We start from the raw sequence: 13,875 nt of genomic DNA on the forward strand, positions 1-13,875 counted from the left end.
TGCTTTTTTATCTTTTTTCAATCAAAGCCTGATACATTATAAAACGTAAATATTCAGTTGTTTCAATGTCTTCATTAGCTAATAATTCAATCTTTTTAAAGACATTCAAAAGTTCGATTATATTTGAAACAGTATTATTCGTTAATTCCCTTAAGATTTCCGTTTTATATCTTTTTATTTCTTCACTTTTTGCTTTTTCAACTTTTCTTTTTATTAAAAATTTTATTTGTTCAGGATTTTTTATCTCTGATATTTTTGAAATATCATCGAACAATTCTTTATGAACTTTTTCAGAATTTTTGATATTATCTAATTCTTCAATAGCCGTTTTTGGAACTTGATTGTGTTTAATAGATAAAATTTTTGATTTTATTTCATGAGGTTTTATAAATAATTCTTTTTCGAGGTTTTTATAGGTAAAAATTATTGAGCACACTCCTGAAAACTTTAATGCTTCCCTTTTTATTTCATCATTGGATATTTCGATAATATTTTTTACTGACCCAACTTTTTTTAAGATAGTCACTTCTGAGCTTTCAAAAAACATTCTAATAAAAGATTCATTATACTCACATAGTTTTAAATCATATGTAACTTCTCCCTTCTTCATTTCATTGTGAAGAGTAACCAAGCCAACGAGGATAGCAATATTATTATCATAATTATGATAATTACTTAATGAAATTATAGCACGCAAATAAAAAACATCTTCTGTCCTATCATGTAATATTCTGTACCTCTTAGTTGTTTGATGTATGCTTTTTAGCAAGTTAAGATTAGTAGTTACAATATCTTTATAACCTTTACTAATTAATTTTGATGCATACTTATCCATTTGGAAAAGACCAGAAAAAAAATCTCTTTGTGCGGAATAAATTGGTGTTGTGGAAATTTCGTTTAATTTCAAGTGTCTTGTCCTGAAATAGCTATACACAATTCACGAGTGTATGGAACACAAGAAACAGGAAGTTTATGCTCCCCGGGATCGTAAGCAAAGTCATTATGACAAAAGATTGATTTTAAGAGTTGTAAAGGAAGTGGAAGCAGGTCTTCCGCGCAATGAAGCCAACCGTATTTACGAATTAGGCAAAAGTTGCCTTTATAATTGGATGCGTAAATATGGTTCTATGGACTATCAGCAAAACGTTAAACGAAAAAGCTATACTAACCTGCAAAAGCGTACTATTGTAACAGCCATAGAGCAAGGCCGGATGAGTATAAAAGAGGCGCAAACTGCCTATGGTGTAAAAAATGAAAAAATAATCCGGAACTGGCTGGCTCAATACAAAGCGGAAAAAGTCGAACTTTGTATTATAACCGAACCAGTAATGGCTAAAAAAACCAAACCATTCATCACTGCACAAGCTGAAGCTCTACAAAAAGCATTAGAAGAAGCAGAACTGAAAATCAAGGCACTCAACACGCTAATTGATGTAGCCGAGGAGCAGCTTAAAATTGACATCAGAAAAAAGTCTGGTGCCAGGCAGTCCTGAAAATGAAACATGACTATTCCAGATTAGGGATAGGTGTGTTATGCAGACTGTTTGGCAAAACAAGACATGCGTACTATGACGCTTTATGGCGAAAAGAAAACAGCCTGGTCAGGGAAGATATAATTCTTCAGCAAGTCATTGCAGTGCGTAATGATCTGCCAAGGATTGGCACCCGCAAACTGCACTATCTTCTACAATCCTCATTGGAATCACACAAGATAAAAATAGGCAGGGATTATCTTTTTGATCTGCTTTCAGAGCATAAATTATTGGTGAGACAACGTAAAAGGAAGGCAGTCACAACCAACTCAAGACATTGGATGCGTAAGTACAGCAATTTAATAAGGGACATGTCTGTAATAAGGCCTGAACAGGTTTGGGTAAGTGATATCACTTATATAAGACTAATAAACCAATGGGGTTATTTAAGTTTAATTACCGATGCTTATTCCCGAAAGATTATAGGATATTGTTTTCGTAATGACCTGATGGCAGAAGGATGTATTGAAGCATTAGAAATGGCTTTAAAGAATAGGATGTATCATGAACCAATTATTCACCATTCAGATAGAGGTTCTCAATATTGCTCTCACCAGTATGTGAATCTGTTGCATAAAAATGCTATTGGAATCAGCATGACTGAAAATGGGGATCCTTATGAAAATGCTTTGGCGGAACGCGTAAACGGAATCATCAAGACTGAGTTCAATCTTCATGGTAGCCAGTTGGGTTTTGAACAAACCTATAATCAAATAAAGAAAAGTATTAAAGTTTATAATGAAATCAGACCACATTCAAGTTGTGATTACCTAACCCCAAATCAAGCTCATTTGCAATCAGAGAACTTGAAGAAGCGATGGAAGAATTATAATAAAAAATTTAGCCATGAAAAAACAGCTGTATAGTAAGTTTAGGATTAAGAATTATATTTGTATAGCTATAACAGGATTTATTTAATAATCTGTATAGTTATTTTAGGACGACACAGTATAGTTATTTTAGGACGGCACACATGTTAGGCAAAGGCATAGATAAAGCATGGATAGTGTATGAATAGTGCATGAAATAAAACACCAAAAATTTTAAAAGATATCGTAAGAAGTAAGGGAATGATTTTAAAAAATATTAAATACATCTTATAAAAAAATTGCCCATAGCCCCGATAAAGGCGGTATCTCCCGATTTAGAAAAACAAGGCTTTTTGCCGTAGTTTTTTCTTGATCGGGAATATAGCGGACAGCAGGAACAGCTTCTAATAAAAAACAGTCATGTCTTTTGCAATGTTTTTAGAATTTCTTTGTAAATGTCGATGCTTACATGCTATGTTTTAGTATGATGTATTTTTCATTTTTAAAGTATTCTCACCGATATTGTAAGCATATAATGCTGATGGTACAAAAGAGAAACGTAAATCACCAATTTCTTTGACTCCCTCTTTATCTATAGAGGTAACCAGTGTGCTTTTAAAATCATTAGCCTTACAAAATTGGATAAGGCTGTTTAACTCTTGCGGTTTGTCAAAATATCGATTACTCCATTTAATTTCGATTGCCCATAGCGGCTTAAATTTTCTATCGTCCAACAACACTAAATCCACTTCTCCTTCTTTTTTATCTTTCCATCTTGCATAGGTTAGATCTAGATTCTCTCTATGCATCCATTGAGATAAAATAGCCGTTTCTACCATATTTCCCATTTCGCTGTCTGTTTCAGAAATTGGCGAGAACAAAGCTGTTATTAGTGAAGGATTGGTTAAATATACTTTAAAACTTGTTACTCTCTTTAATCGTTTTGCATTAATATCTACTTTGTTCAATACTTTAATTAAAAAGGCTGACTCTAAATATTCCAGGTATTTCTTTAAGGTATCCTTAATAATTCCACTTTCCTTAGACATTGTTTCATATGAAAATTCATTACCTGTATTATAGGCTATGTAAGTGAAGAAGCGATTCAGTTCCTGAACATCTTTAATGCCGTAAAGACTTGGTAAATCTCTTAAAAGCACCTTGTCAACTATATCATTTTTGACATATCTTCCCATATCGCTTTGTATTTTTTCAGACAAAACAACCTCAGGGTAACCTCCAAAATTAAGGTAATTAATGAATTCTCTATTTAATGCTTTTATGTCATGTGTTACTGCATATGGTATTTTGAGATTTGCATAATCTATTTCACCTTTCAGTATCAAATGATTCATGTTTTTTAAATGAATATATTCCTGAAAAGTAAGTGGTGGTAACATAAAGTCAGTAAATCTTCCTGCTCCACTTTCTGTACTGTGCCACCTTAAGGCAGCTGCGGCAGAGCCGGAGACTATAAATTTTGTATCAGGATATGAATCTACTAATACTTTTAAATGCCTTTCCCAATCTTTTAAGTACTGTACTTCATCAAAAAAAACATAACAACCTTCTAAGTTTTGTAATTTAACAGCATCTTTACATAACAGTAATATATCTTCTAAACTTAAATTAAGATAAAGAGGATTGTCTATACCAACAAAAAATATTTTTTGCGGATTAACTTCGTCTTTAATTAATTGATCTATAGAATGAAACATCATTACAGTTTTACCAACACGTCGGGGTCCCATTAAGACAACAGCTCTACGTATATCTTTTTCTTTGACAAAAGGATAAAACAAGTCAAAATAAAGCCTTTTCTGCATATCCTGATAAGCTGAATGGACTTCTTTAGACACCCACCACGGATTTTCGTAATGTAGCCTTTCGATAATTTTCTCAGTCGGAATAATACTTGAAATTTTCATAAATACTCTTATTTCTGTAAAAATAGCAAAAATAAGCATAATTAAAACTATCTATTTTCTATTTTTTGCCTTAAATAAGAAAAAAAGATCAGCTTTGAAGTCTTATTAGATGTATAAACATTCTCATGTTATTAAAAAAGATGGCTATTTTAATACTCAATCTGCCGTTGAGTAAGCTGTTCGGAAATCCCGAATAACCACATTTTTGATTAATTCTCCCTAATTCAAAATGTTTTTGAACCCAGACTTCACAGCCCTGATCAAAGCGGCATCTCCCGATTTAGAAAAACAAGGCTTTTGCCGTAGTTTTTTCTTGATCGGGAATATAACGGACAGCAGGACACGAGCGATAGCGACTGACGAAGTAAACAGCTCCTAATAAAAAAACGAGACTCTCTCTAAAAGAAAAAATCTCGTTCACCTATTATTATTTTTTAATCTGAAATAATACTCAGAATCGTGTTTGGGATTTCGGCGAAAGCTTCGAAAGAGTAGGGCTTTATGAGATACCCTTTTACGCCCAGTACATCGCATTTTTGTTTGTATGACGGGTTTATGCTCGTGGAATAGACAAAGCAGGGGATACTTTTAAGTTTGTTGTGCTTTAAAATTTCCTGTAGCGCCTCAATGCCGTTGAGTATGGGCATGTTGATATCTGTCAGGATTACATCGGGGGTTTCGTTTGCAGTATCTTTTAGGAAATTCAGCAGTTCTTCGCCATTGGCTACGAGGCTTACTTTTCCAAACTCCGGATTGTTGTTGAAAGTTTCGAAGATTACGTCTGCATCATCATTATCGTCTTCGGCAATTATGATATGTAGCTTTTTTTGAGGCATTCTTAAATTGGAAAATAAATAGTAAATGTTGTCCCTTCATTCAGTTTACTTTCGACTGTGATATTTCCGGAATGGTTTTCCATAATCTTTTTGCAGATCGCCAGGCCTATGCCGTTTCCTGAATATTCGTTCCGGGCATGCAGGCGCTGAAAGATTGTAAAAATTTTGAGAAGATGGCTCGTCTCCATTCCAATACCGTTGTCTTTGATCTGAATCTTTACAAATTTACTATTTTGATTCGGTATTTCAACATCTAAATTATCAGTCTGATCAATTTCAATAACCGGAGGGCAATTTGGCTTACAATATTTAATGGCGTTTGATATCAGATTAGAGAAAAGCTGGCGCATCTGAACCCTGGAAGCTTTTATAACAGGCAGGTCTCCAACTCTTATATCGGCTTTTTTGTCGTTGATAATTACTTCAAGGTCTTCTTTAACTTCAGAAATGACCGTTGTTAAATCAATTTCTGTATGTTCTTCTTTCACGGTATGCGAAGAATATTTAACCAAATCATCTACAAGGGAATTAAGGCGTAAAACCGATAATTTAATCACACCCATTGATTTAGCATCAATTTCTGTTAAGTTACTTCCGTCTATTTTACTGTTGTGCATGAGGATTTTTCGCAGCGGTTCTTTTAAATCGTGCGATATAACGTGTATGAATTCCTCGAGGTTGCTGTTGATTCTGTTAAGTTCTTTAATTTTTACTTCCAGTTCCTCCTGATGTTTTATTAAAGCTTCTTCGTATTTTTTCTTTTCGGTCAGGTCGACAACCACAATACCAATAGCATCAACAGAGGGTTCAAGATCTGTGAGAGAGATATAGGCCGGAAATGTAGCAGGGGTGTCATTGGTTTTAAAAAGAATTTCATGTGTGCTAAGACCATATTTTAAGGCATCAATGAGTGTCGTAAATTGGGATGAATTGTCAAAATACCCTTGTATGTAGTTGCCAATTATTTTTTCTGATGGGATGTTGACCAATTTCGAAAAATACTCATTACAATAAAGGATAAGTCCATTTTTAGAAATACTCAGGGCACCCTGCCTGAATTTTTCAATAAGCAGCCTATAAGTGTAATCTGCTGTTTCAAGAGAATAAAGCTGTGAAATTCCATCTTTGTTGACCACAAGGGCATCAACGTCTCCTTCTCTTATAGCTTCAATAATACTGTTTGATTCATCAAGTTTTTCCTTTAATGATTCAATTTCTGCTAATAAGGAGTCTATATTTTTATCGTCTACTATCAAATTCTATTCACTTAAATTAAGTATTTTCAATACCTTTTCCTGATCTGATAAATCACCGATAATGATTCGTCTTGGGGCAGGATATGTTTTTATTAAAGTGGGTATCGCTACAATCTGGTGTGCAACAGCCTGTTCTGTATCCCGGCTAATATCTATGATGTCCAGTTCATAGTTACCCTGAAGATGTTTGTCGCATATTCTGCGTAAATTTTCAATTGCATGTCCTGATTTAACAGACATACCCGAAACAAAAAGTATGAACTTATGTTTGGCTGTACTATTTTCATCAGCTGAATTATCCATTTTTTAAGCTTTTAAGGGTTTGATATTAAGCCCTACAAGTACTCTTTCCTCATTAGAAAGATCGCCAATGATCTTGCGAATGGGTTCTGGAAATTTTCTTACCAATGTAGGCACCGCCAAAATTTGATCACCCTCAGCCAATTGTGGATTCTTAAGCAAATCGATAATTTCGATGCTGTATTTCCCGGCCAGATATTCTTCGGCATACTTTTTTATATTTTCAAGCGCCTTAATTGATTTTGGTGTCTGACCCGCTATATATAGTAATAACTGCCATTCGGCTACAACTTCTTTTTTCATAGTATTCCTATTTTTTCTTAGAAATCAGTTTTTCCTGTAATTCTTCTGTAGCTTTCAGAATACTTAATTCTTCTTGCGCCGATTCAAATTCATTTCTAAGAGCTTCAATATTAGCTTCCAAAACTTTGCGTTTACGCTCAATTTCTCTGTCTTTTCTGTTAATTTCATTCTGAAGCTTAATATCAGACATTGTTTTCTTGAATTTGTGTGACTGTCTTGCAGCACCTGTAAGGATTCCATTCGGACCTAATTCAACATCCAGCAATTCTATCCCGTTATTGGTAATAACAAATTCCCTAACCTGATTGGAATGTCCCATTCCTCTGGCTTTGATAATAAATATACCGCGGTTTCTTTCACCAATGCCTTCCATATCACGAACCGTAATCCACGTATCAACTAATGAAGATACAGATTCTTCCGCAAGATCCGGCCTGAAATTATCGGTTTGTTTATTTAAAGACGTAAAAAGTGCCGTAATATTGTGTGCCTTGAGCATATCGATAAGCCTTACAAGCATCGAACGTACTTCATGTTCGCTTCCTACCGTTATCAGATTGCTTATTGGGTCAATAATAATGGTAGTGGGCTCAAATTCCCTGATTAATTTTCTAAGTGTAAGCAGATGCAGTTCCAGACCGTTTAACGAAGGACGGGAAGAATGAATTTGCAATGTTCCTTTCTTAATATGTTTTTGAAGGTCAATGCCAATAGATCTCATATTTCGAACCAGCTGTTGTGGCGATTCTTCAAACGCAAAATAGATTGTTTTTTCGTTCTTTTCGCATTGTTCATTGGCAAAATAACAGGCTACAGTTGTTTTTGCCGTTCCTGCCGTTCCGGATATTAAGATATTGCTGCCACGATAAAAACCGCCGCCCTCAAACATTTCGTTTAACCCTGGAACTCCTGTAGAAACCACCTCAGAACTCACTTCATTATCGAGTTTTAGAGAAGTAATAGGAAGCACTGAAATTCCATCTTCATCAATCAGAAACGGATATTCATTGGTACCGTGCGTAGAACCTCTGTATTTTACTATTCGGAGCCTTCTGGTCGAAACCTGTTCTATAACACGATGATCCAGAACAATAACACAGTCTGAAACATATTCTTCGAGTCCCTGACGGGTAAGTGTGGCTTCACCACGTTCTCCTGTAATAATAGCAGTTACTCCTTTGGCTTTAAGCCAATGAAATAAACGACGCAGTTCTGCGCGAAGAATTGCCTGATTATCTAAACCTGCAAATAAAGATTCTATTGTGTCTAAAACCACTCTGGTTGCTTTTACGGAGTCAATTGCATAACCTAATCTGATGAACAAGCCATCAAGGTCATATTCTCCTGCTTCTTCAATTTCCGACCTTTCGACACGAACATGATCGACTACGAGTTTTTTGTCTGCTTTAAGTTTTTCAATGTCGAAGCCCAATGACTTAACATTTAAAGTAAGATCATCCGATGGCTCTTCAAAAGACATGAAAACGCCGGTTTCGTTATGTTCGGTAATTCCCTTAATTAGGAATTGCATTGATAATAATGTTTTTCCACAGCCGGCACCGCCACAGATCAGGGTAGGCCGTCCTTTAGGAAAGCCTCCGTTCGTAATCTCGTCCAGTCCGTCAACTCCGGTTGGAGTTTTAGGGAATATAAATTGCTGTACTTTTGATTTTTTGTATGCCATGCTAATATCGTATTTACTCAAATATACGTTTTCTTACAGAATTGACAATCAATAATTATTAAAGATTTAACACCCGTTTAAAGAAATTATGAACAAATTTTAGCTTTTACATACCTAAGCGGGCCTAATATACATTATTTGGTAATATAACCTTGTTTTTATGAAAATGTAAATCACTGCTTTGTAATACATTCAATATTCTTTTTGCTTTCCCGGAAGCTACAATTAAAGTACAGAATATGATTTTATTATAGTATAAAAACTGAACTCAGACAGAAATTACAATTAACTTAAATAAAATGATATTTATTTATCTTGATAAATTAAGACTATAATTATGACGATTCAGCAATTAAATATATTGCAGCTTTAGACGAAGAACACTTTTACATGGGCTGCCAAAGTCTGCATACTTAAACAGCCCCGACTTAGCTGCTTCCGGTCTATTTAAACCTTTCAAAGAGCCTCTTCCGGTAAGGGAAATCAGTTTGGTGGTTTCAGATTCGTTTTCGAAGAAATTAGTGCTCAAAAAAATAAATGAAGCCATTTTAAACTGCCTTCCGAAATCGCTCAAAAAAGATTTCGCATATCCAAAAATCCGCTGTAACGATTCGCTTATCTTGTAAAAGCGGTGAGCAGGTTTATGTAAGTAAGAACTGTAAATAAGTAAGACAGTTAATGATTATTTTAAATTTAGAATAATGTATATCGTCAGTATTATTAAGCCTTATTTCTGATTTAATACTTCTTTTCCTTAATTACGAATTAATGTTCTATATTTGTTAGGAATCTCAAATTTAAAATCCAAATGCAGAACAATTTACTAAGTGGCTTAAAGGAGCATGAAAACAAATTATTAACAATATGGTCTCAAATTCTGCAGGAAACAGGAGGGGGTGACGGAGCAATGGAAGAAGAAGAATCAAAGGAATTTGCTTCTCTGTTTACAAGTGCATTAGCTAAATCTGATGTTAGTTATGAAAACTCTGAAGAGTTTGAAAAAGTAGAAGATCTTATTGTCGGAATCGCATCTTCGAGAGGAAAACGCGGATTTTCTCCAAGGGAAAATGCACAATACCTTATCTCTTTTAAACAAGCAGCTTCACAGATTCTTTCGGAAATAATTAAAAATCCGTCTGAATTTTATGATGCCAGTCTGAAATTGAATGAAATTTTAGACAATATGACGATCATGACGTTTGAAGCCTACATGAAAGGCAGAGAAGATATAATCTCAAGACAGGTAGATGAAATCAGCGAAATTTCAACTCCGGTAATTACAGTTTGGGATGGAATTGTAGCCTTGCCGATTATTGGAACTCTGGATAGTTCAAGAACACAAATTGTGATGGAAAACCTTTTGCAACAGATTGTTGATACAGGAAGTTCAATTGCTATTCTGGATATTTCAGGCGTTCCGGCTGTTGACTCACTTGTGGCACAGCATTTAATAAAAACAGTAAGTGCAACCCGTTTAATGGGAGCAGAATGTATTATCAGCGGTATTCGTCCTGAAATCGCACAAACCGTTGTGCATTTAGGAATCGATCTTACCGGAATCCTAACAAAAGCATCATTAGCAAGTGCACTTCGAACGGCATTCGATATGCTGCAGCTTCAGGTAGTTAAAAGAAAAGTAATAGGATAAGAGTTTAGAAATATGGAAAGAATTCCTATATTAAAGATGGGAGATTTTCTACTGGTTACGATACAAGTAGATTTGTATGATCAGTTAGCAGAAAATTTGGAATCAGATTTAATTAATACGATTAGTAAATATAGTTCAAAAGGTGTACTGATTGATATTTCAGCCGTTTCTATAATTGATTCCTTTATGGGACGAATTTTAGGAAACATTGCTGTCATGTCAAAAATAATGGACGCGCAAACTGTTGTTGTAGGGATGCAGCCTGCAGTTGCGATTACACTTGTAGAATTAGGACTGTCCCTGAATGGAGTCATAAGTGCCCTGAATGTAGAGAAGGGTATGGAATTGCTACGCTCAAAAATGCACACTAGTGATAATGAAGAGCAGGATTATGACGACGATAACGAACAATAGAGAAGAAGCCCTTATTATAAAAGAACAAGATGTTGTACCGCTTCGTAATCGTGTAAAAGAGTACGGTGTGAAAATTGGTATGAGTATTTTAAATCAGACCAAATTGATTACAGCAACCAGCGAGCTTGTTCGAAATCTCCTGAAATACGGTGGAGGAGGCAAGGTAATCATTGAATCAGTCAGTAATGGACGTGACAATGGTGTGCGTGTTACCTTTATAGATAATGGCCCGGGAATAGCAGATATAACTTTAGCAATGAAAGACGGATACAGCACAGGAAAAAGTTTAGGATTGGGATTACCAGGAACCAAAAGACTGGTCAATGAATTTGACATTAAAAGTGAATTAGGAAACGGTACAACAGTTACTATAACAAAATGGAAAAATGGATAATACTTTTTCTAGTTATAAAATTGATGACCGCAGCCTTATTCCGTTTATAAAAAGAGAAATACATAATATGGCAATTCAATTAGGTTTTAGTACCCACAGGGCAGCGGAGACTGATATTATTGTTTCCGAATTAACTTCAAACCTTATAAAATTTGCCAAACATGGTGAGCTGCTGTACAGAGCTCATCTTTTAGGAGAACAAAACGCAATCGAAATTTATTGCCTGGACAATGGGGCAGGTTTTGATAATGCAGCCAAAATTATGAATGATGGCTATTCTACTTCCAATACGCTTGGTCATGGTTTAGGTTCAATTAAAAGACTGAGCAATGAATTTCAGATTTATTCAATAAAAAACTGGGGATGTGTTCAATATGTCAGGATTTGCGAAAAAATTGATATGTGCTTCCCTGAGATTAAAAATCAATTGAAATATAGTGCTATTGCACTTAATTATCCGGGAGAAAAAGTTTGTGGTGATGGTTATCACATCAAGTATCTAAAAAACGGATTCCAGATATTTGTTGGTGATGGCCTTGGGCATGGTGAACACGCTTATGAAGCAGTGCAGACAGGAATTAAGGCTTTTAAACAATCGATAGAGTCTGATCCTTCGGAGATACTGAGAGATATACACACCAAAACAAAAAAAACAAGAGGATTAGTAGCCACGATAATCGTTGTAGACTATAAATTAGAAGTATGGAATATGTGTGGTATCGGAAACATCAATACCCGTATTTACAACGGACTCGAAAATAAGACTTACACGCCTTACAATGGCATCATAGGACATAATATTCCGCGTACTTTAAACAATACCATTCTCCCGTATAAAAAGCATCAAATCATCATCATGCACAGCGATGGACTGCGTACTAGATGGAACCTGAACGATATGAGTTCTATTTTCAAGCAGAGTCCCGGTATAATTGCCGCTTCTTTACTGAAAGAAAATATAAGAGGCAATGATGATGCAACCATTCTGGCAGCTAAAATAACATAAGCCATGAAAGAGATCATAAAAATAAATCTTGACAATGAAATGGACTTAATAATGGCCCATAAACGGTGTATAAAAATTGCCGAAATGTGTGGTATGCCATCTTCTTTTCAAACAAGATTTTCTACTGCTGTTTCTGAAGTGGCAAGATGTTCCATCGCAAAAGGCAGTAATTCATTGCTCGTTTTGGGTGTCAACATTATAAAAGCGACGCAAAAAGAAATTGTGGCAATCATAACGGATGCTGTAGATTTAAAAAACTGCAGTCCCGAAGCTTTTAATTACGCCTCAAAAATTGCTGCAAATATTGAATACAGTTTTTATAACAATCAGTCAACAACCCGAATCAGCCAACCGGTTTTATCTCCTGGATTGATGTCTGAAACCAAGATTAAAGGTCTGATTGATTATTTTAAATATGAGCCTCCTTTGTCTCCATATGATGAAATCAGGAAGAAAAATATTGAACTGATAGCGCTTTCAGAAAAACTGGTCGAAAGTGAAAATAAGTACAGACAGCTCGCCAATACAATTCCGATTTTAATCTGTGTTATTGGTGAACGCAATAATGTTATCCTTGCCAATGAGTCATTAGAGAACTATCTTCAGTTTCCTTTATTGAATTTCGACAGAAAAACTCTGAGCAATTTTGTTCATCCTGAAGATATTGACAGAATTTTAGAAGGCTGGAGCAGAGCGAGGTCAAACCGGTCTGACTTCTTAGGTGAAATCAGAATTAAATATGACAATAGCAGTTACATATGGCATTTGGTTTCCATTATTCCGAATAAATCAGAAGACGGTTCTTTTAACAGCTGGCTTATTCATTTTGTAGATATCAATGCACAGAAAATGGTGGTGGAGACACTTAAGGACAACTCCGAATTAAAAATAATTCAGCGTGAACTCGAAAGTGCCAATTCAAAACTATTGTTTAAAAATAAAGAACTGGAGCAGTTTGCCTATATTGCCAGCCACGATTTGCAGGAACCACTGCGAAAAATTATGATTATGCTTTCACGGGCAGGTCAGCATTTATCAGAAGATCAGAAAAAGGAATATTATTTTGACCGAATTACTTTAGCAGCCGGACGATTATCGCATCTCATTACAGATGTGCTTAATTATTCGAGAGTTGACATTAAGAAACAGCAATTTGAAGAGGTTGATCTTAATGAAGTAATGTCTGAAATTCTGGGTGATCTTAGCATGGTAATCGAAGAAAAAAGCGCAGTGATTCATGTCAATGAACTTCCGATAGTTTCAGGATTGCATACACAGCTTCGCCAGTTGCTTTATAACCTGGTTAATAATGCATTGAAATTCACCTCTGCAGATCCAATTGTAACCATTTCTGCAACGAATTTGCCCGATGAAAAGAATGAGCTTGCGTTGTCAGGCAACTATCATCTGATCTCCGTCTCTGATAATGGAATCGGGATGGACAGTCAATATTCAGGACGGATCTTTGATATGTTCCAGCGCCTGCATGAAAGAGATCAATATGGAGGAAATGGAATCGGACTGGCTTTATGCCGCCGAATCATAGAAAATCATAACGGCAGTATTGATTTTACCAGTCAACCCGGAAAAGGAACTACTTTTTGGATTTACCTACCAAAGCAGCAATAACAAAAAGACAATCTATATGGATTGTCTTTTTGTTTTAAGAAGCAGCAATTATCTTCTCTGAAGGTGTTACATATATACAAAGCTCTTTTATGGAATCTAAAATCTTTAGCTCTGGAAACGACATCCTTTTGTGTCC

General features: G+C 35.3%; 15 protein-coding genes. 7 read left to right on the forward strand and 8 right to left on the reverse strand.

From position 1 onward, the window contains the following. Positions 1 to 7: 7 nt before the first annotated feature. Positions 8 to 907, reverse strand: a complete 900-nt coding sequence (locus tag DMB68_RS06275; RefSeq protein WP_110345766.1) for a hypothetical protein — start codon at positions 905 to 907, stop codon at positions 8 to 10. Positions 908 to 947: 40 nt separating this feature from the next. Here DMB68_RS06275 and DMB68_RS06280 point away from each other — a divergent pair, with 40 nt between their 5' ends. Both DMB68_RS06280 and DMB68_RS06285 read left to right on the forward strand, forming a co-directional pair. Then, positions 948 to 1,493: an IS630 transposase-related protein gene (locus DMB68_RS06280; RefSeq protein ID WP_110345767.1), complete on the forward strand. Its 546-nt coding sequence runs from the start codon at positions 948 to 950 to the stop codon at positions 1,491 to 1,493. Between the two features lie 2 nt (positions 1,494 to 1,495). Next, positions 1,496 to 2,398: an IS3 family transposase gene (locus tag DMB68_RS06285; RefSeq protein WP_110345768.1), complete on the forward strand. Its 903-nt coding sequence runs from the start codon at positions 1,496 to 1,498 to the stop codon at positions 2,396 to 2,398. 422 nt (positions 2,399 to 2,820) lie between these two features. Here DMB68_RS06285 and DMB68_RS06290 read toward each other — a convergent pair whose 3' ends face one another. The 7 genes from DMB68_RS06290 to DMB68_RS23335 all read right to left on the reverse strand — a co-directional run bounded on the left by DMB68_RS06290 (position 2,821) and on the right by DMB68_RS23335 (position 9,195). After that, positions 2,821 to 4,269 carry an ATP-binding protein gene (locus DMB68_RS06290; RefSeq protein ID WP_110346375.1) on the reverse strand — a complete coding sequence of 483 codons (1,449 nt, stop codon included), beginning with the start codon at positions 4,267 to 4,269 and terminating at the stop codon, positions 2,821 to 2,823. 434 nt (positions 4,270 to 4,703) lie between these two features. Beyond that, a complete protein-coding gene (locus tag DMB68_RS06295) occupies positions 4,704 to 5,105 on the reverse strand; it encodes a response regulator (protein ID WP_110345769.1) in 402 nt (133 codons plus the stop codon). Positions 5,106 to 5,107: 2 nt separating this feature from the next. Further along, positions 5,108 to 6,361, reverse strand: coding sequence for a sensor histidine kinase (locus DMB68_RS06300; protein WP_110345770.1), 1,254 nt, complete (start codon positions 6,359 to 6,361; stop codon positions 5,108 to 5,110). Positions 6,362 to 6,364: 3 nt separating this feature from the next. Continuing rightward, positions 6,365 to 6,664, reverse strand: coding sequence for a circadian clock KaiB family protein (locus tag DMB68_RS06305; RefSeq protein WP_110345771.1), 300 nt, complete (start codon positions 6,662 to 6,664; stop codon positions 6,365 to 6,367). A 3-nt stretch (positions 6,665 to 6,667) separates the two neighbouring features. Then, positions 6,668 to 6,964 carry a circadian clock KaiB family protein gene (locus DMB68_RS06310; protein WP_110345772.1) on the reverse strand — a complete coding sequence of 99 codons (297 nt, stop codon included), beginning with the start codon at positions 6,962 to 6,964 and terminating at the stop codon, positions 6,668 to 6,670. Positions 6,965 to 6,971: 7 nt separating this feature from the next. Then, a complete protein-coding gene (kaiC, locus tag DMB68_RS06315; protein ID WP_110345773.1) occupies positions 6,972 to 8,648 on the reverse strand; it encodes a circadian clock protein KaiC in 1,677 nt (558 codons plus the stop codon). Positions 8,649 to 9,000: 352 nt separating this feature from the next. After that, a complete protein-coding gene (locus DMB68_RS23335) occupies positions 9,001 to 9,195 on the reverse strand; it encodes a hypothetical protein (RefSeq protein ID WP_165830100.1) in 195 nt (64 codons plus the stop codon). Positions 9,196 to 9,456: 261 nt separating this feature from the next. On the opposite strand from DMB68_RS23335, the gene DMB68_RS06325 reads away from it, so the two are divergent. From DMB68_RS06325 to DMB68_RS06345, 5 genes are read left to right on the forward strand one after another with little or no spacing between them, the layout of a single operon-like run. Beyond that, the gene (locus DMB68_RS06325) at positions 9,457 to 10,296 is read left to right on the forward strand and encodes an STAS domain-containing protein (RefSeq protein WP_110345774.1); all 840 of its coding nucleotides are present in this window, start codon (positions 9,457 to 9,459) and stop codon (positions 10,294 to 10,296) included. Between the two features lie 12 nt (positions 10,297 to 10,308). Further along, positions 10,309 to 10,710 carry an STAS domain-containing protein gene (locus DMB68_RS06330; RefSeq protein ID WP_110345775.1) on the forward strand — a complete coding sequence of 134 codons (402 nt, stop codon included), beginning with the start codon at positions 10,309 to 10,311 and terminating at the stop codon, positions 10,708 to 10,710. Then, complete coding sequence (locus DMB68_RS06335; protein WP_110345776.1) at positions 10,688 to 11,104, forward strand: anti-sigma regulatory factor; 417 nt, start codon at positions 10,688 to 10,690, stop codon at positions 11,102 to 11,104. The genes DMB68_RS06330 and DMB68_RS06335 overlap by 23 nt, the downstream gene beginning before the upstream one ends. Further along, positions 11,097 to 12,110, forward strand: coding sequence for a SpoIIE family protein phosphatase (locus DMB68_RS06340; protein WP_110345777.1), 1,014 nt, complete (start codon positions 11,097 to 11,099; stop codon positions 12,108 to 12,110). Before DMB68_RS06335 ends, DMB68_RS06340 begins: the two co-directional genes overlap by 8 nt. Before the next feature lie 3 nt (positions 12,111 to 12,113). After that, complete coding sequence (locus DMB68_RS06345) at positions 12,114 to 13,739, forward strand: sensor histidine kinase (protein WP_110345778.1); 1,626 nt, start codon at positions 12,114 to 12,116, stop codon at positions 13,737 to 13,739. Positions 13,740 to 13,875: the final 136 nt, after the last annotated feature.

It is taken from the genome of Flavobacterium hydrophilum (assembly GCF_003202405.1).
Lineage (GTDB): Bacteria > Bacteroidota > Bacteroidia > Flavobacteriales > Flavobacteriaceae > Flavobacterium > Flavobacterium hydrophilum.